The organism is Janthinobacterium sp. 1_2014MBL_MicDiv (genome assembly GCF_001865675.1).
In the GTDB taxonomy this organism is placed as follows: domain Bacteria; phylum Pseudomonadota; class Gammaproteobacteria; order Burkholderiales; family Burkholderiaceae_D; genus Janthinobacterium.
On record NZ_CP011319.1, the window covers coordinates 3,835,804 to 3,850,565 of the forward strand.

15 protein-coding genes are annotated in these 14,762 nt (G+C 66.7%); 8 read left to right on the top strand and 7 right to left on the bottom strand.

All coding sequences use genetic code 11. The annotated features are described in order from the left end of the window. The first annotated feature begins 32 nt into the window (after positions 1-32). The 6 genes from YQ44_RS16600 to YQ44_RS16625 all read left to right on the top strand — a co-directional run bounded on the left by YQ44_RS16600 (position 33) and on the right by YQ44_RS16625 (position 8,516). Positions 33-1,784: a ribonucleoside triphosphate reductase gene (locus YQ44_RS16600; RefSeq protein ID WP_083411903.1), complete on the top strand. Its 1,752-nt coding sequence runs from the start codon at positions 33-35 to the stop codon at positions 1,782-1,784. Continuing rightward, positions 1,781-1,981 carry an anaerobic ribonucleoside-triphosphate reductase gene (gene nrdD / locus YQ44_RS29645; RefSeq protein WP_071324339.1) on the top strand — a complete coding sequence of 67 codons (201 nt, stop codon included), beginning with the start codon at positions 1,781-1,783 and terminating at the stop codon, positions 1,979-1,981. Before YQ44_RS16600 ends, nrdD begins: the two co-directional genes overlap by 4 nt. Next, positions 1,971-2,678 carry an anaerobic ribonucleoside-triphosphate reductase activating protein gene (locus YQ44_RS16610; RefSeq protein ID WP_071324340.1) on the top strand — a complete coding sequence of 236 codons (708 nt, stop codon included), beginning with the start codon at positions 1,971-1,973 and terminating at the stop codon, positions 2,676-2,678. Before nrdD ends, YQ44_RS16610 begins: the two co-directional genes overlap by 11 nt. A 148-nt stretch (positions 2,679-2,826) precedes the next feature. Further along, positions 2,827-6,882, top strand: coding sequence for a Pls/PosA family non-ribosomal peptide synthetase (locus tag YQ44_RS16615; protein WP_071324341.1), 4,056 nt, complete (start codon positions 2,827-2,829; stop codon positions 6,880-6,882). 38 nt (positions 6,883-6,920) lie between these two features. Continuing rightward, on the top strand, positions 6,921-7,409 hold the full coding sequence (locus YQ44_RS16620) for a 4'-phosphopantetheinyl transferase family protein (protein WP_198043722.1): 489 nt from the start codon (positions 6,921-6,923) through the stop codon (positions 7,407-7,409). A gap of 198 nt (positions 7,410-7,607) precedes the next feature. Then, positions 7,608-8,516: a LysR family transcriptional regulator gene (locus tag YQ44_RS16625; protein ID WP_071324343.1), complete on the top strand. Its 909-nt coding sequence runs from the start codon at positions 7,608-7,610 to the stop codon at positions 8,514-8,516. Here the strand turns inward: YQ44_RS16625 and YQ44_RS16630 are convergent. Then, positions 8,513-9,190: a phosphoribosylanthranilate isomerase gene (locus tag YQ44_RS16630; RefSeq protein ID WP_071324344.1), complete on the bottom strand. Its 678-nt coding sequence runs from the start codon at positions 9,188-9,190 to the stop codon at positions 8,513-8,515. The genes YQ44_RS16625 and YQ44_RS16630 overlap by 4 nt on opposite strands. Positions 9,191-9,318: 128 nt before the next feature. Here YQ44_RS16630 and YQ44_RS16635 point away from each other — a divergent pair, with 128 nt between their 5' ends. Together YQ44_RS16635 and YQ44_RS16640 are read left to right on the top strand one after the other, a co-directional pair. Further along, positions 9,319-9,546 carry a hypothetical protein gene (locus YQ44_RS16635; RefSeq protein WP_070218305.1) on the top strand — a complete coding sequence of 76 codons (228 nt, stop codon included), beginning with the start codon at positions 9,319-9,321 and terminating at the stop codon, positions 9,544-9,546. 133 nt (positions 9,547-9,679) lie between these two features. After that, positions 9,680-10,084, top strand: coding sequence for a hypothetical protein (locus tag YQ44_RS16640; protein WP_071324345.1), 405 nt, complete (start codon positions 9,680-9,682; stop codon positions 10,082-10,084). A gap of 89 nt (positions 10,085-10,173) precedes the next feature. Here the strand turns inward: YQ44_RS16640 and YQ44_RS16645 are convergent, their stop codons facing one another. The 6 genes from YQ44_RS16645 to YQ44_RS16670 form a co-directional block, all read right to left on the bottom strand. Next, the gene (locus YQ44_RS16645; protein WP_071324346.1) at positions 10,174-11,208 is read right to left on the bottom strand and encodes an RNA methyltransferase; all 1,035 of its coding nucleotides are present in this window, start codon (positions 11,206-11,208) and stop codon (positions 10,174-10,176) included. A gap of 65 nt (positions 11,209-11,273) precedes the next feature. Further along, positions 11,274-11,615, bottom strand: a complete 342-nt coding sequence (locus tag YQ44_RS16650; protein WP_071324347.1) for a zinc ribbon domain-containing protein YjdM — start codon at positions 11,613-11,615, stop codon at positions 11,274-11,276. A gap of 92 nt (positions 11,616-11,707) precedes the next feature. Beyond that, positions 11,708-12,667, bottom strand: coding sequence for a CDF family Co(II)/Ni(II) efflux transporter DmeF (dmeF, locus tag YQ44_RS16655; protein WP_083411904.1), 960 nt, complete (start codon positions 12,665-12,667; stop codon positions 11,708-11,710). Between the two features lie 19 nt (positions 12,668-12,686). After that, the gene (locus tag YQ44_RS16660; protein WP_071324348.1) at positions 12,687-12,962 is read right to left on the bottom strand and encodes a metal/formaldehyde-sensitive transcriptional repressor; all 276 of its coding nucleotides are present in this window, start codon (positions 12,960-12,962) and stop codon (positions 12,687-12,689) included. Between the two features lie 117 nt (positions 12,963-13,079). Continuing rightward, positions 13,080-13,907, bottom strand: a complete 828-nt coding sequence (locus YQ44_RS16665; RefSeq protein WP_071324349.1) for a TlpA disulfide reductase family protein — start codon at positions 13,905-13,907, stop codon at positions 13,080-13,082. Between the two features lie 74 nt (positions 13,908-13,981). Next, positions 13,982-14,692 (bottom strand): DUF2325 domain-containing protein, encoded by a 711-nt coding sequence (locus tag YQ44_RS16670; RefSeq protein WP_232250924.1) that lies wholly within the window; start codon positions 14,690-14,692, stop codon positions 13,982-13,984. Positions 14,693-14,762 lie beyond the last annotated feature (70 nt).

Below are 14,762 nucleotides of genomic sequence, written 5' to 3' on the forward strand. Positions count from 1 at the left end.
AAACACCGCATGTTGTGTTTATTGGAGATTCCATGTCAACTACAGCACCAGCAAGAGCAGCCCCCGGCCAGGTCGATGTCGCCGCGTCCGTCAATGAATATCTGGACCGGCGCGACTGGCGCGTCAACGCCAACGCCAACCAGGGTTATTCCCTGGGCGGCCTGATCCTCAACGTCTCGGGCAAGGTCATCGCCAACTACTGGCTCGACCAGGTGTACCCGCCGGCTGTGGGCGCGGCGCACCGCGAAGCGGCCCTGCACATCCACGACCTCGACATGCTGGCCGGCTATTGCGCCGGCTGGTCGCTGCGCACCCTGCTGCACGAAGGCTTGAATGGCGTGCCAGGCAAGATCGAATCGAGCCCGCCGAAGCATATGTCGAGCGCCATCGGCCAGATCGTCAACTTCCTCGGCACGCTGCAAAACGAATGGGCCGGCGCGCAGGCGTTCAGCTCCTTCGACACCTACATGGCACCCTTCATCCGCAAGGACAGCCTGCGCTACGAGGACGTGCGCCAGTACATGCAGGAGCTGATCTTCAACCTCAACGTGCCATCGCGCTGGGGCACGCAGACGCCGTTCACCAACCTCACCTTCGACTGGGTCTGCCCGGACGACCTGCGCGAGCAGATCCCCGTCATCGCCGGCCAGGAGATGGATTTCTGCTATGGCGAGCTGCAGGCCGAGATGGACATGATCAACCGCGCCTACATCGAGATCATGATGGCGGGCGACGCCAAGGGCCGCGTCTTCACGTTTCCCATCCCGACCTACAACATCACCGAGGACTTCGACTGGCATAGCGAGAACGCCGAACGCCTGTTCGAGATGACGGCCCGCTACGGCCTGCCCTACTTCCAGAATTTCATCAATTCGGAACTCAAGCCGAACATGATCCGCTCCATGTGCTGCCGCCTGCAGCTGGACTTGCGCGAACTGCTGAAACGCGGCAACGGCCTGTTCGGCTCGGCCGAGCAGACCGGCTCCCTCGGCGTGGTGACGGTCAACTGCGCGCGCCTGGGCCATTTGTGGCGCGGCGACGAGAAAGCGCTGCTGGCCGACCTGGACCGCCTGCTGGAACTGGGCAAGTCCAGCCTGGAAATCAAGCGCACCACCATCGAGGAACTGATGCAGCAAGGCCTGTTTCCCTACACGAAACGCTACCTGGGCACCCTGCGCAACCACTTTTCCACGCTGGGCGTGAACGGCATCAACGAGATGATCCGCAATTTCAGCGGCGACGCCTATGACATCACGGCGCCAGAAGGCCATGCGCTGGCCGTGCGCCTGCTCGACCACGTGCGCGCCCGCATGCTGGCATTCCAGGAAGAGACGGGGCATATGTACAACCTGGAAGCGACGCCGGCCGAGGGCACGACCTACCGCTTCGCCCGCGAAGACCGCAAGCGCTTCCCCGCCATCCTGCAGGCGGGCACGCCGGACAACCCCTACTACACGAATTCCTCGCAGCTGCCCGTCGGCCATACGGACGACCCGTTCGAGGCGCTGGAACTGCAGGACGCGCTGCAGCGCAAGTACACGGGCGGCACGGTGCTGCACCTGTACATGACGGAAGCGCTGTCGGACGCCAACGCCTGCCGCGAACTCGTGAAGCGCGCCCTGGGCCGCTTCTCGCTGCCCTACATCACGGTCACGCCCACGTTTTCCATCTGCCCGCGCCACGGCTACCTGGCCGGCAAGCACGAATTCTGTCCCACCTGCGACGCGGAGCTCATCGCCCGCAAGCAGGCCCACCCTGTTGCATCTCTTGAGGAAACGCCATGAACGCACGTCCCGACTTCACTCCCGCCATCACCCTCGTCGACAGCGAACGCCAGCGCTGCGAAATCTGGACTCGCGTGATGGGCTATCACCGTCCCGTCGCCTCGTTCAACATCGGCAAGCAGGGCGAATTCCACGAGCGCCAGTACTTTACGGAAACGGGCGCCCGGCTTGGCCAGCCCGCCTGCCATGGCGGCTGAACTGAAAGTGGGCGGCCTGACGCCCTTTTCCGCCAGCGACTATCCGGGCAAGCTGGCGGCCGTGGTCTTCGTGCAGGGCTGCCCGTGGCGCTGCGGCTATTGCCACAATCCGCACCTGCAGGCGCGCACGCCGGACGGCGCGATGCCCTGGCGCGACGTCCTGACCTGGCTGCGCCGCCGCGTGGGCCTGGTCGACGCCGTCGTCTTCAGCGGCGGCGAGGCCTGCATGGACCCGGCGCTGGGGCGCGCCATCGGCGAGGTCAAGGCGCTGGGCTTCGGCATCGGCCTGCATACGGCCTGCATCTATCCGCAGCGCCTGACCGAGGTGTTGCCCCTGCTCGACTGGGTGGGCTTCGACATCAAGGCGCCGTTTGCCGACTATCGTCATGTGACCCGCGTCGCCGGCAGCGGCGATCCGGCGCGCGCCTGCCTGGACGCCATCCTGGCCAGCGGCGTCGCCTACGAATGCCGCACCACGGCCCACCCGGACCTGCTGCCCGATGAACAGCTGCTGGCCCTGGCCGCCACCCTGGCCGGCAAAGGCGTCAGCAACTACGTGCTGCAGCAGTTCCGCGCCGACGGCTGCCTCGATGCGGCGCTGGCCGGCCGCCCCCTGCACGGCTATCCGGCGGCGCAGACCCTGGCGCAACTGGGCGCCATGTTTCCCCGTTTTACATTCCGTAACCATGGCAATTGAGCCTGCAGCCACATAATTGCTGAAAGCCCCACAAAATTCCCCGTTCTGCAACGCTGAAATGCCCTGCTTGCTGTAATGTATCAACTGCGCCGCGCACCACGCGCGGCCCGTCTGATCCATCACACAGCACTACAGATAAGCGTCATCCATGAACGATTTCACCGCAGCCAGTCCAGGCACCCCCTCCACCCACGCCGACATCCTGTACGGTCCGCCGCGACCGGATTTGCTGCGCGAGGAAGTGCTGGCCGACCTGCTGGAAGCGACGGCGCGCCGCTGCCCGCAGCAAGTCGCCCTGATCGACGGCGCGCGCCGCATCACCTATGCGGAACTCGATGCCCAGGCCGGCCTGGCGGCGGCGCGCCTGGTGGCGGCCGGCGTCCAGCCCGGCGATATCGTGGGACTGTGGCTGCCGCGCGGCGCCCACCTGCTGCTGATGCAGGCGGCCATCGCCAAGGCGGGCGCCGCCTGGCTGCCCGTCGACGAAGACACGCCCGTCGAGCGTCTGCAAGTGTGCCTCGACGACGCCAATGGGGCCGGCGTCGTCAGCTGCGCGCAATTTGCGCCGCGCCTGGAAGCTGCCGGAGTCCAACGCCCCGTGTGGACGGCGGAAAGCCTGCTGGCGCCCGCCACGCCGGGAGAACGCCTGCCCGCGCGCGGCGCCGTGCAGCCCGACCACCCCGCGTATGTGATCTACACGTCCGGTTCCACGGGCAAGCCGAAGGGCATCCTGATCAGCCAGCGCAGCATCTGCCACTTCCTGCGCAGCGAAAACGCCGTGCTCGAAGTGCGGCAGGACGACACCGTCTACCAGGGCTTTTCCGTGGCCTTCGACATGTCGTTCGAGGAAATCTGGATTGCCTACCTGGTGGGCGCCACCCTGTGGCTGGGCCCCAAGGACATCTCGGGCGACCCGGAAGCGCTGCCGCGCGCGCTGGCGGCCAACCACGTCACCGTGCTGCATGCCGTGCCGACCCTGCTGGCCCTGTTCGCGGAGGACGTGCCGAGCCTGCGCCTGATCAACCTGGGCGGCGAAATGTGCCCGGAATCGCTGGTCGAGCGCTGGTCGCGCCCGGGCCGCGCCATGTTCAACACCTATGGCCCCACCGAGGCCACCGTGTCGTGCAGCCTGGCCCGCCTGCGGCCGGGAGAGCCCGTCACCATCGGCACGCCGCTGCCCAATTACGGCTTGCTGGTGCTGCAGGTGGCCGAGGCGGGAGAAAACCGTCCATTGGCCCTGCTGCCACGCGGCGAGACGGGAGAGCTGTGCATCATCGGCCCCGGCCTGGCCGAGGGTTACCTGGGCCGGCCCGACCTGACGCTGGAAAAATTCCTGCCCAATCCGTGGAGCACCTGTCCCGACGATGCGCGCCTGTACCGCACGGGCGACCTGGCGCGCATCGATCCTGACGGCCAGGTGCTGTGCCTGGGCCGCGCCGACGACCAGGTGAAGATCCGCGGTTTTCGCGTCGAGCTGGGCGAGATCGAAGCCGTGCTGGCGCAGCAGCCCGGCGTGGGCACGGTGGCCGTGTTGCTGCGCAAGGACGACGGCATCGACCAGCTGGTGGCCTACATCGTCGGCAGCGACGATGCGCAGGAAGACGCGCTGGCGGCGAAAACCCTGCGCGCGGCCCTGAACCTGCACCTGCCGCCGTACATGGTGCCGGGCCGCTTCGAACTGCTGCCGCTGATGCCGCGCCTCACTTCCGGCAAGATCGACCGCAAAGCGTTGAAAGCCATGCCTTTGTCCGCCCCGCCGCCGGGCGAAGCCGGTGCATCGGACGTGCCGGAAACGCCGGCCGAGACAGCCCTGTTCGCGGCGCTGGCGCAGCTGTTCCCCGGCCAGGCGATACTGCGCCAGCTCGATTTCTTCAGCGACCTCGGTGGCCACTCGTTCCTGGCCGCGCGCCTGGCGTCCAGCCTGCGCGCCAATCCGGCCTACGCGCACATGACGGTGCGCGACATTTACCAGAACCGCCAGATCGGCAAGATCGCCGCCGTGCTCAATGAAGCGCCCGCACTGGCCACGCCGGAAGCCGAGTGGACGCCGCCCTCGACGTGGAAACGCTGGATCTGCGGCGCGGCGCAGGCGGCGGCCGTGCCGGGCCTGGTGACCCTGCGCATGGCGCAATGGCTGGCGCCCTTCTTCACCTACCACTTCTTCACGGGCGACGCGGGCGACACGGTGCCGCGCGCCGTCGCCGCCTCGATCGGCGTCTTCCTGCTGGCGACACTGGCCGAATTTGCCATCGCCATCGGCGGCAAGTGGCTGATCGCCGGGCGCCTGAAAGCGGGCAGCTATCCGCTGTGGGGCATCACGTATTACCGCTGGTGGCTGGCCGACCGCCTGGTCGAATCGGCGCCCACCTACCTGCTCAGCGGCTCGTCGCTGAACAGCTGGTGGCTGCGCGCGCTGGGCGCGAAAGTGGGCAAGGAAGTCGTCATCGGCTCGATGACCCTGCGCGCGCCCGATTTGCTGGACATCGGCGACAACGTCAGCGTGGGCAATGCCGTCAACTTCGAAAACGCCCGGGTCGAACGGGGTCGGCTGCTGCTGGGCCAGATCCGCATCGCCGACGATTGCTGCATCAGCTCCTACGCGATCATGGAAGGCAATACCAGCATGGCTGCCTTCGCCCACCTGGAAGGGCAGTCGGCGCTGGCCGACGGCGTGGCCGTGCCGGCGGGCCGCATCTGGACCGGTTCGCCCGCGCGCGACATCGGGCCCTACGACCCGGCCAGCCAGCCGCCGCGTCCTGCCATCTCGCGCCTGCGCCTGATGGGCGAAACCGTGTTCTTCTGCTACGGCATGGTGCTCATCGCCGTGCTGTTCTTCATGCCCGTCTTCCCCAGCTTCGTGCTGATCGACTGGTTCGACGAACGCGAAATGATGCCGTGGCTGCAGGGCCGCGACGTGACGACGCAGCTGGCCCGCTACTTTGTGCTGGCCTTCCCCGCCAGCGCCGTGCTGATCGTGCTGACGGCACTGCTGTCGGCGGCCATCCGCTGGGGTGCGCTGCCGCGCCTGAAGCCGGGCAGCTCGCCTGTGCACAGCAATATCTATTGCGCCAAGTGGCTCGTCAGCCACATCCAGGAATCGAGCCTGAACGTGCTGCACGGCATTTACGCCACCGTGTACGCGCCGTACTGGTACCGGCTGCTGGGCGCCAAGGTGGGCAAGGGCGCCGAGATTTCCACGGCGCTGGGCGTGGTGCCCGACATGCTGACCCTGGGTGACGACACCTTCATCGCCGACGCCGTCATGCTCGGCGACGAACAGATCGACGGCGGCTGGATGACCATGCGCCCCACCGTCATCTCGCACCGCAGCTTCGTCGGCAACGGCAGCTACATCCCGGACGGCACCGTCCTGCCCGAGCACGTGCTGATCGGCGTGCACACGCACGCGCCGCGCAACGAACAGATGCACAGCGGCGACACCTGGCTCGGTTCTCCGCCCATGCACCTGCCGGCGCGCGAACAGGTCAGCGGCTTTGCCGAGCACCTGACCTTCAAGCCATCCATCCTGCGCCGCCTGGGCCGCAGCCTGATCGAAGCGTTCCGCATCGTCGCACCGCACGCGGTGGTGATCGCCGTCGGCTACACGCTGGTGCTCGACGTGATGCCGATCGCCGGCGCCGGACGCTGGGGCGAAGTGGTGGGCGACCTGGCGATTGCCGGCATCGCCTACGGCATCGGCAATTTCGTCGTCGTCCTGCTGTTCAAGTGGCTGCTGCTGGGACGCTACCGCAAGCACGCGGCGCCCATGTGGACGCCGTTCGTGTGGGTATCGGAAGGCGTGACGAATCTGTACGAAGGCATCGCCGTGCCCAACTTCATGCGCTACCTGCGCGGCACGCCGTGGCTGCCGCTGGCCTTCCGCCTGTTCGGCTGCAAGATCGGCCGCGGCGTCTACATGGATACCACCGACATCACGGAATTCGATTGCGTGCACATCGGCGACTACAGCGAATTGAACGCCCTCACCTGTCCCCAGACGCATCTGTTCGAAGACCGCGTGATGAAGATCGACCACGTGGAGATCGGCAAGCGCGTCTACATGGGCCCGCGCAGCTCCGTGCTGTACAGCGCCAGGGTGGGCGACAATGCGCGCCTGGGCCCGCTGACCCTGGTGATGAAGGGCGAACACATCCCCGCCGGCAGCAACTGGGCCGGCTGCCCGGCCGCGCCGCTGCGGACGTGATGGAGGCGACGCAGTACTGGTCCGGGGATGGATTGCTGGTGATCGGCATCCCTGCCCCGACCTCGCGCCCCGAGGCACGACGGCGGTTGCGGCTAGCCGTGCGCGAGGCCGTGGCGCGGTGGCTGAAGCTGGACATCACCGCCATCGCGCTGGAATCGACGCCAGGCAGCCCTCCCCGTTTGCTGCTGGCCGGCCGAACTGCGGGCCTGTCGTTCAGCCATGACGAGGGCATCTCGCTGGCCGCCATCGGCCTGCATGGCGCCGTCGGCATCGACGTCATGCGCGTGCAGGACATTCCCGACTGGGCGAATCTGGCACGCGACTACCTGGGGCCGCTGGTGACGCGGGAACTGGCCGCCTGCCCCGCCGCGCAGCGCCCGCTGCGGCTGGCGCAGGCCTGGACGGCGCGCGAGGCGGCGCTCAAGTGCGCGGGCTTGCCGCTGGCGGAGTGGAGCGCGGCCGCGCCAGCTTGCCGCCTGCAGGCGCTGACGTTGCCGGCACCGCATGTGGCGACCCTGGCATACTAATCTTCCTTGCCCTCGGCCGCCCCGCCGACCTGGACGAAAATCAGTTTTACGATAATACTGACGAGCAGCCCCAGTAGCCCGATCAATTCCAGCATGGTCTTTCCTTTGCAGTGACAGCAGACCAGTCCACTGTAGCGTGCTTGCGGGACCCAGGCTAATATCAAATCAGGCAGTCAACGATCTCGAAAAGGCATACGATTGATTTCCCTCAAACAGTTCAAGTACTTTGTCGAGATTGTCGATGCGGGCAGCTACTCGCGCGCGGCGGAAAAGCTGTATATCGCCCAGTCGGCCCTGAGCCGGCAAATCAAGGAGCTGGAAAACGAGGTGCAGGCGCTGCTGCTCACGCGCGACGCGCGCCATATCGAGCTCACGCCGGCCGGCCAGGTATTTTATGAACGCGCCAGGCGCATCCTCGAAGATATCGAGGAAACCGTGCGCCAGACGCGCCACGTGGGACAAGGGGCGCAAGGCATCATCCGCCTGCTGCATTCAAGCTCCGTCACCCTCACGCCCGCCATCGGCGCCGTGCTGAACCGGCTGCTGGCGCAGTTTCCCGGCGTCTCGCTCGATATCTCGAAAGGCTCGTCGGAAAACCAGGCGGCCGACATCGAGGAAGGCCGTGCCGACCTGGGCCTGGTGCGCCTGCCCACCCTGCGCAAGCACGCCAACATCGTCGTGCGCGAACTGTACGCGGAAAAGCTGGTGGTGGCCGTGTCGGCGGCGTCGCCGCTGGCGGTGCTGCAGAACACAACCATTGCCGCCCTGCGCGACGAAGCGTTCGTCTCGATCCCGCACAAGGACCGCGGCGGCCTCAGCTACCTGGTGGCGGGCCTGTGCCTGGCGCAGGGCTTCTTTCCGAAGGCGGCGCGCGCCCTGTCGCGCAAGACGTCGCAGCTGAACCTGATCGAAGCCAACATGGGCATCGCCATCGTCCCCGACAGCATGCGCCTGGTGGCGCCGCCCGGCGTGCGTTTTATCGCCCTGCCCGACGACGAGTCGCATTCCGTCGTCGGCCTGATCTCGCCGCGCGCAGCCAGCGGCATGGTGGCCGCGTTCACGGAAGCGTTCGTGCGCGAGATGAACGGGCTGCAGGCGGCGGATTAACCTTCCGCGTACAGCGCCGCATCGGCCTCGCGCACGGCCGCCATCAGCAAGGCCAGTTTCATGACATCGAGCTTGCCGTCGGTGCGCACGCGCGAGCACAGGTCGATGCCGTACGGGCGCACCTGGCGCAGCGCGTCCGCCACATTGGCCGCATCGAGGCCGCCAGCCAGGAAGACGGGACGCGGGCTGGCGCGCACGAAGCGCGCGCTGATGCCCCAGTCGTGCGTGCGGCCCGTGCCGCCCAGTTCCGGGACAGGCGCGCCGGGGCGGCCCGAGTCGAGCAAAAACGCATGCACATGGGGCGCGTAGGCGGGAATCAGCTCCAGCGCCTCGTCTCCCTCCACGTGGATCACCTGCACACGCCGCACGTGGGGCAGCAGGCGCGCCAGTTCGGCCACCTCGCCCGGGTCGACATGGCCGACGATCTGCACGGTGGTCGGCTGCGTGGCGCGCACGTGCCCGGCGATGGCCTGCGCCGTCGTTTCGGATGTCAGCAGGAAGGTGGACACGGGCGGCGGCGTCCACGCGGCGATCTGCGCGATGCGCGCATCCGGGATCGGGCCGGGGCCGGACGGCATGGCGCCCACCAGGCCCAGCGCGTCGGCGCCGGCAGCAATCGCCAGTTGCGCCTCGTCGATGGAAGCGATGCAGCAGATCTTGATGCGGGTTCTCATGGTCTTGGGTCGTCAGTATGAATGATCAACATTACAACACAGGGAGAGTGCGCACGCCAAGGCACGCGGTCAAGCGCGCATGCAATTGTGTGCCAGAATGGGGCCATCGCACACTTCCAGAGGAACCCATGGCCGACTACAAGAATCCCAGCTACGTGGCCCGCTCCATGCATCCGCGCTTCGACGAACTGACGTCGCCCGGCGAAGCCGTGCCGTATTCGGGCATTTACCGCTGCGACGGCTGCGCGCATGAAATCGTCTCGACGGAAGGCCACGTCATGCCGCCGCAAAACCACCACCAGCACAGCAGCGAGCAGGGCGCGATCCGCTGGCGCCTGATCGTCAGCCCCCGCTGACGGCGGCGCGCGATTGTGCGTGGATTGTGCGTGGATTGTGCGTGGATTGTGCGGCGCAGATTGACAGGCGCCGGGCGCCGGCCGATACTTGATTCATCCCGGATCGCCAATAGAACGCCACTGGAACGCCCGCATGCGCATCGTCGATTTTGAAGTCCGCAAGGAGTGCCCGCCGCAGCTGTGCGACTGCGAGCGCGAGCGGCTGCTCGCCGATCCGCAGGCGGATGTCACCATCCTGCGCCTGAACCTGACGGAAGAAAAGCGCCTGCTCGCGCATATCGACGGCATTGCCACGTATGCGCAGCTGAAACAGCTGCAGCAGCGCCTGCAGGCCAACCTGGGAGTGGAACTGCAGATTGCGCCGGGCGGCGGCGAAGTGCGCACCGTGCGCGGCTTCCAGATCCGCCTGCTCGAGCGTCCGGGCCTGTGCCGCAAGACGCGCGCCGCCATCCCCGCCGCCGTGCGGCGCTGCCTGGCCGCGCATCCCGAGATCGCGTTTGCGATCCTGAATGAAAACGATCTGCTCGGCGGGGTGTGAACCGGGCAGGTCGGATTAGCGGGCACCGCGTAATCCGACACCATTGTTGGCGTATGTGCGAATGTCGGATTACGCTCCGCTAATCCGACCTACGCCGTCACGCCGGCACGGATGGGAATGACCTTGCCTTTCGCCTCGCGCGCGCGTAGCTGCCCGCAGCCCCCTTCCACGTCCTGCCCCGCCGAATCGCGCAATTTGGTCAGCACGCCCCGCTCGTGCAATGCGGCGGCAAGCGCACGCGCCTTGTCCCAGCTGGGGCGCCTGAACGGCAAGTCGTCGATGGTGTTATACGGGATCATGTTCAGCACCGCATATTTCCCCTTCAGCAGGTCGACGATGCCATCCATCTCGTCGTCGCCATCGTTGACGCCTTCCATCAGGGTCCATTGATATTGCACCGGATAGCCGGTCAGGCGCGCATACGACTCGCCGAAGTCCACCAGTTCGCGCGGGGAGAGCCTGGGCGCGCGCGGCAGCAGCTGCTCGCGCAAGTCCTGTTTGGTCGTGTGCAGCGACAGCGCCAGCGCGGGCTTCACCCGTCCCTGCGGCAGGCGCTCGAAGGCGCGCGGGTCGCCCACGGTGGAAAACACGAGGTTCTTGTGGCCGATATTGCCCTCGGTGCCCAGCAACTCGATCGCTTCCATCACATTATTCAGGTTATGCGCCGGTTCGCCCATGCCCATGAAGACGACCTTCTTCACGGGGCGCAGCGTGCGCGCCAGCACCACCTGCGCGACGATCTCGCCGCTCGTCACCTGGCGGATCAGGCCATCGCGGCCCGTCATGCAGAACTGGCAGCCGACGGCGCAGCCGACCTGGCTGGAGACGCACAGGCCGTCGCGCGGCAGCAGCACGCTTTCCACCGTCTGGCCATCATGCAGTCCCACCAGCAGGCGCGCCGAGCCGTCCGCGCCCGGATGGGTGCTGAGCAGCTTGAGCATGCCCTGCAATTCGAGGTCCAGCGCAGGCAAGGCCAGCCGCACGGGCAGCGGCAGGAAATCCTCGGCGCGGCGCCGGCCCTGATCATGCGGCTGCGCCTGTATCCAGTCGCGCAGCACGCGCTGTTCGTGCAGGGGCTTGGCGCCGAGCGCGCGCAGGCGCTGGCGGAGGTGGTCGATTTGCATGGCGTCTGAATAAGAAAACGGCGCGCAGGAATGAAGCCCGGCGCGCCGTATTACGGGTAAAAGCGTTAGACTTTTTTGACGAATTCCGTCTTCAGGCTCATCGAGCCGAAGCCGTCGATCTTGCAGTCGATGTCATGGTCGGCATCGACCAGGCGGATGTTCTTGACCTTGGTACCCATCTTGACGACACCGCCGCCGCCCTTCAGCTTCAAGTCCTTGATGACGCTGACCGTGTCGCCGTCCTGCAGGATATTGCCGGCCGCGTCGCGGTACACCTTGACGCCCTCTTCCACCGCATCGCCAGCCGTGGCCGACCATTCATGCGCGCATTCAGGGCAGATCAACTGGCTGCCATCTTCGTACGTGAATTCGGATTTGCATTGCGGGCATGGTGGTAATGTGCTCATACTTCTCTCTGTCTGGTGAACAGCGTTGTGCTGTAAAAGCCGACAGTATACTGCCTACGCCCCGCATCAGCGTGCTTTTTTAGCCATCATTATCAAGTACGGCGCACAATTTCGATGGTGCTGTGGACGATTTCCTCGTGGACGCCGATGCGCGCGCGCAGCTCGGCGGCCGTCAAGGCCGGATCGCGGCTGACGACGGACAAGGCGCACGAATACAGTTGCTTGCCCACGCGCCAGACGTGCAGGTCGACGATGCGCGGCGTGTCGCCGGCGCTGTCCACCTCCACCGCCTCGCGGATTTCCTGCACCACGGGGTGGTCCATTTCGCGGTCCAGCAAGACCTTGCCCGTCTCCTGCATCAGCTTTTTCGCCCACAGCGCCACCAGCACGGCGCCGACGATGCCCATCACGGGATCGAGCCAGCGCCAGCCATACAGCCAGGCGCCCGCCAGCGCGACGATGGCCAGCACGGACGTGGCGGCATCGGCCAGCACGTGGACATACGCGGCCTTCATGTTCAGGTCTTCGCCATGGTGGTGGCCGTGGTGCTCGTGATGCTCATGCCCATGGTGGTGGCCGTGGTCATGGTGGCCGCCGAGTATCAGCGCGCATGCCAGGTTCACCAGCAAGCCAAAGGCGGCTACCGCCATCGCCTCGGGATAGTGGATGGCCTGCGGCGAGAACAGGCGCTCGACGGAAGCGGCCAGCATCAGCACGGCCACGCCCAGCAGCAGGATGGCGCTCGTGTAGCCGGCCAGCACCTCGATCTTCCACGTGCCGAAGGCAAAGCGGGGATCGCGCGCATAGCGGCGCGCCGCCGCATACGCAAACGCGGCCAGGCCGATGGCCAGCGCGTGCGAACTCATATGCCAGCCATCGGCCAGCAAGGCCATGGAGTTGTACCACCAGCCGGCGGCGATTTCCAGCGCCATGGTGGCCAGGGTGATCCACATGACGAGGCGCGCGCGGCTTTCCGCCTTGCCATTGGCGCCGTCAAACACATGCTCGTGCTGCCAGGCGGAGAGGTCTTCCGCCATGTTTTGCTGTTTCATGCCGTTCTTCCTTGCCGTGTCATTTGAGGTAGGTGCGCAAAATGCCCGCGATATCGTCGGCGCCCCTGGCCCGCTCGTCGCTGCCGATGTCCGGGCTGGCCACGTGCTCGCGCAGGTGCTCCTCGATGACTTCCGCCATCAGGCCATTCACGGCGCCGCGCACGGCGGCGATCAGCTGCAGCACCTCGCCGCAGTCGCGCCCCTCTTCCAGGCCCCGCTCCAAGCCTTCCACCTGGCCGCGGATGCGCTTCACGCGATTGAGCAGCCTGGTCTTGTTGTGCGATGTGTGTCCCATGATTTCGTCTCGATAAATACTATAGGGGGGTATACTATCAGAAACCACCGCGGCCGCGGCAAGGCGCAAAAAAAGCCGCGCATCCTGGCGGATGGGCGGCTGCATGGCGACGACGTTTTATGAGGCAGGATCGGCGATCTTTTGCAGCTTGCTGGCCAGCGACGCATCGGACAATTCACCCAGGTGCGTATCGACCAATCGCCCTTGCGCGTCGTAGAACAGGGTGGTGGGCAGGGCCGAGGAACCGGCCGCCTTGCCCAGCGCCGCCTCGCTGTCGAGCACCACATTGCGCAGCGCCAGGCCGCCCGGCGCAAGGAAGGCGTGGACGGCGGCGGCGTCCTCGCGCTGGTTCGCATACACGAAGACGATACCGGCATGCGCCTTCTGCGCGGCGGCCAGCACGGGCATCTCGCGCCGGCACGGCGGGCACCAGCTGGCCCACAGGTTGACCACCATGGGCTTGCCGCCGGCCAGCGCCGCCAGGGTCGTCGGCGCGCCGTCGACAGTCTGCAGCGCCACGGCCGGCAGGGCCGTCGGCTTGTCATATGCCAGCCCCAGGCCCGCACTCAGCACGCCCCAGGCCAGCGCGCCCGACGCCACGCTGAGCGCCAGCGGACGGCGCGCGGCCGCCATGGCGGGACGCCGGCAGCGCCACGCGGCCACCAGCAGCGCGCAGGCGATGCCGGCCGGTGCCAGGAAACCGCCATCGCGGATATTGATGATGGACCAGGGCGCCGCCAGGTACTGTTCATGCCAGCGCAGCACGAAGGCCAGCCGCGCCGCCAGCAGCCCGGCGATCAGCATGTCGGACACGAGGGGGCCGGCATCGGGCATCTGGCGCCGGCGTTGCAGCCAATGCGCCACGCCGTAGGCCACGCACAGCGAAACGATCAGCAGGACCAGGCCTGTGGGCAGGGCCAGGGGGCCGATTTGCAGGGACAGCATGGGCGCTCTCTATCTCGTCGAATGGACGACCATTCTGCCCCATGCGGATTAAGCAGGCGTTAAGCGGCGCGAAGTCAGGTGGCCAGCGCTTCCTTGCGCACGAAGTGCATGGCTTGCGGCTGGTCCACCAGCACGCACTGCTTGCCCGTGCGCTTGCAGTGGTCGTGCACGCGCCAATAGGCGTCATGGCTGACGCAGCCCGTCTGGCAAATCACCAGGTCGGCCGCCACCAGGCCCGCTTCCAGCGCCGCCGCATCGTCTGCGCCATCGTCGCCGCCTGCGTGATGCAGGAAGCGTCCGCCGGCCTGCTCGATGGCTTGCTGCGCCACGTTGGCGCCATCCGCGTCCTGGCCCGCTTCCGGGTGCAAATAGTTACCCACATACAGCACGGCCTTTTCGCGCACGCCCGCCAGCAGGTCCGCTTGCAGCGCGGCACGGGGCACGGCCGAGGGCGCAGGCACCCACTGCAGACGCAGCAATTCGCGCATCAGGTCCTGCACCCGCTCGGTCAGCCATTCGACCTTGCGCGCCAGCCGCGCGCGCGTCGGCAAACCCGGCGCGGCGGCAGCCAGCTCGGCCAGTTCCTCGCGCGCCAGCGCCAGCTTCGTGTCGCGGATGACGACCTGTGCCCGCGCGCGCATCAATTCCGCTTCCAGCTGCGCAATGCGCGCCGCCTGCCCGGCCAATTGCGCACTGCAGCGGGCCTGCGCCCGTCCATATTCGCCCATCAGCACGCGATGTTCGTGCGCAATCAAATCCTCGTTACCGTACAAACTGCCCATCATGCCCTCCTTCACACGCGTGGCGCCATTGCGCCGGCCCATCGCCACCCCATTGAGCCGCATTATAAATGAG

Excerpts from the sequence above, each read along its gene's own strand:
- YQ44_RS16600 (WP_083411903.1), top strand. The coding sequence starts at position 33 with ATGTCAACTACAGCACCAGCAAGAGCAGCCCCCGGCCAGGTCGATGTC.
- nrdD (WP_071324339.1), top strand. The coding sequence starts at position 1,781 with ATGAACGCACGTCCCGACTTCACTCCCGCCATCACCCTCGTCGACAGC.
- YQ44_RS16610 (WP_071324340.1), top strand. The coding sequence starts at position 1,971 with ATGGCGGCTGAACTGAAAGTGGGCGGCCTGACGCCCTTTTCCGCCAGC.
- YQ44_RS16615 (WP_071324341.1), top strand. The coding sequence starts at position 2,827 with ATGAACGATTTCACCGCAGCCAGTCCAGGCACCCCCTCCACCCACGCC.
- YQ44_RS16630 (WP_071324344.1), bottom strand. The coding sequence starts at position 9,190 with ATGAGAACCCGCATCAAGATCTGCTGCATCGCTTCCATCGACGAGGCG.
- YQ44_RS16635 (WP_070218305.1), top strand. The coding sequence starts at position 9,319 with ATGGCCGACTACAAGAATCCCAGCTACGTGGCCCGCTCCATGCATCCG.
- YQ44_RS16640 (WP_071324345.1), top strand. The coding sequence starts at position 9,680 with ATGCGCATCGTCGATTTTGAAGTCCGCAAGGAGTGCCCGCCGCAGCTG.
- YQ44_RS16645 (WP_071324346.1), bottom strand. The coding sequence starts at position 11,208 with ATGCAAATCGACCACCTCCGCCAGCGCCTGCGCGCGCTCGGCGCCAAG.
- YQ44_RS16650 (WP_071324347.1), bottom strand. The coding sequence starts at position 11,615 with ATGAGCACATTACCACCATGCCCGCAATGCAAATCCGAATTCACGTAC.
- dmeF (WP_083411904.1), bottom strand. The coding sequence starts at position 12,667 with ATGAAACAGCAAAACATGGCGGAAGACCTCTCCGCCTGGCAGCACGAG.
- YQ44_RS16660 (WP_071324348.1), bottom strand. The coding sequence starts at position 12,962 with ATGGGACACACATCGCACAACAAGACCAGGCTGCTCAATCGCGTGAAG.
- YQ44_RS16665 (WP_071324349.1), bottom strand. The coding sequence starts at position 13,907 with ATGCTGTCCCTGCAAATCGGCCCCCTGGCCCTGCCCACAGGCCTGGTC.
- YQ44_RS16670 (WP_232250924.1), bottom strand. The coding sequence starts at position 14,692 with ATGATGGGCAGTTTGTACGGTAACGAGGATTTGATTGCGCACGAACAT.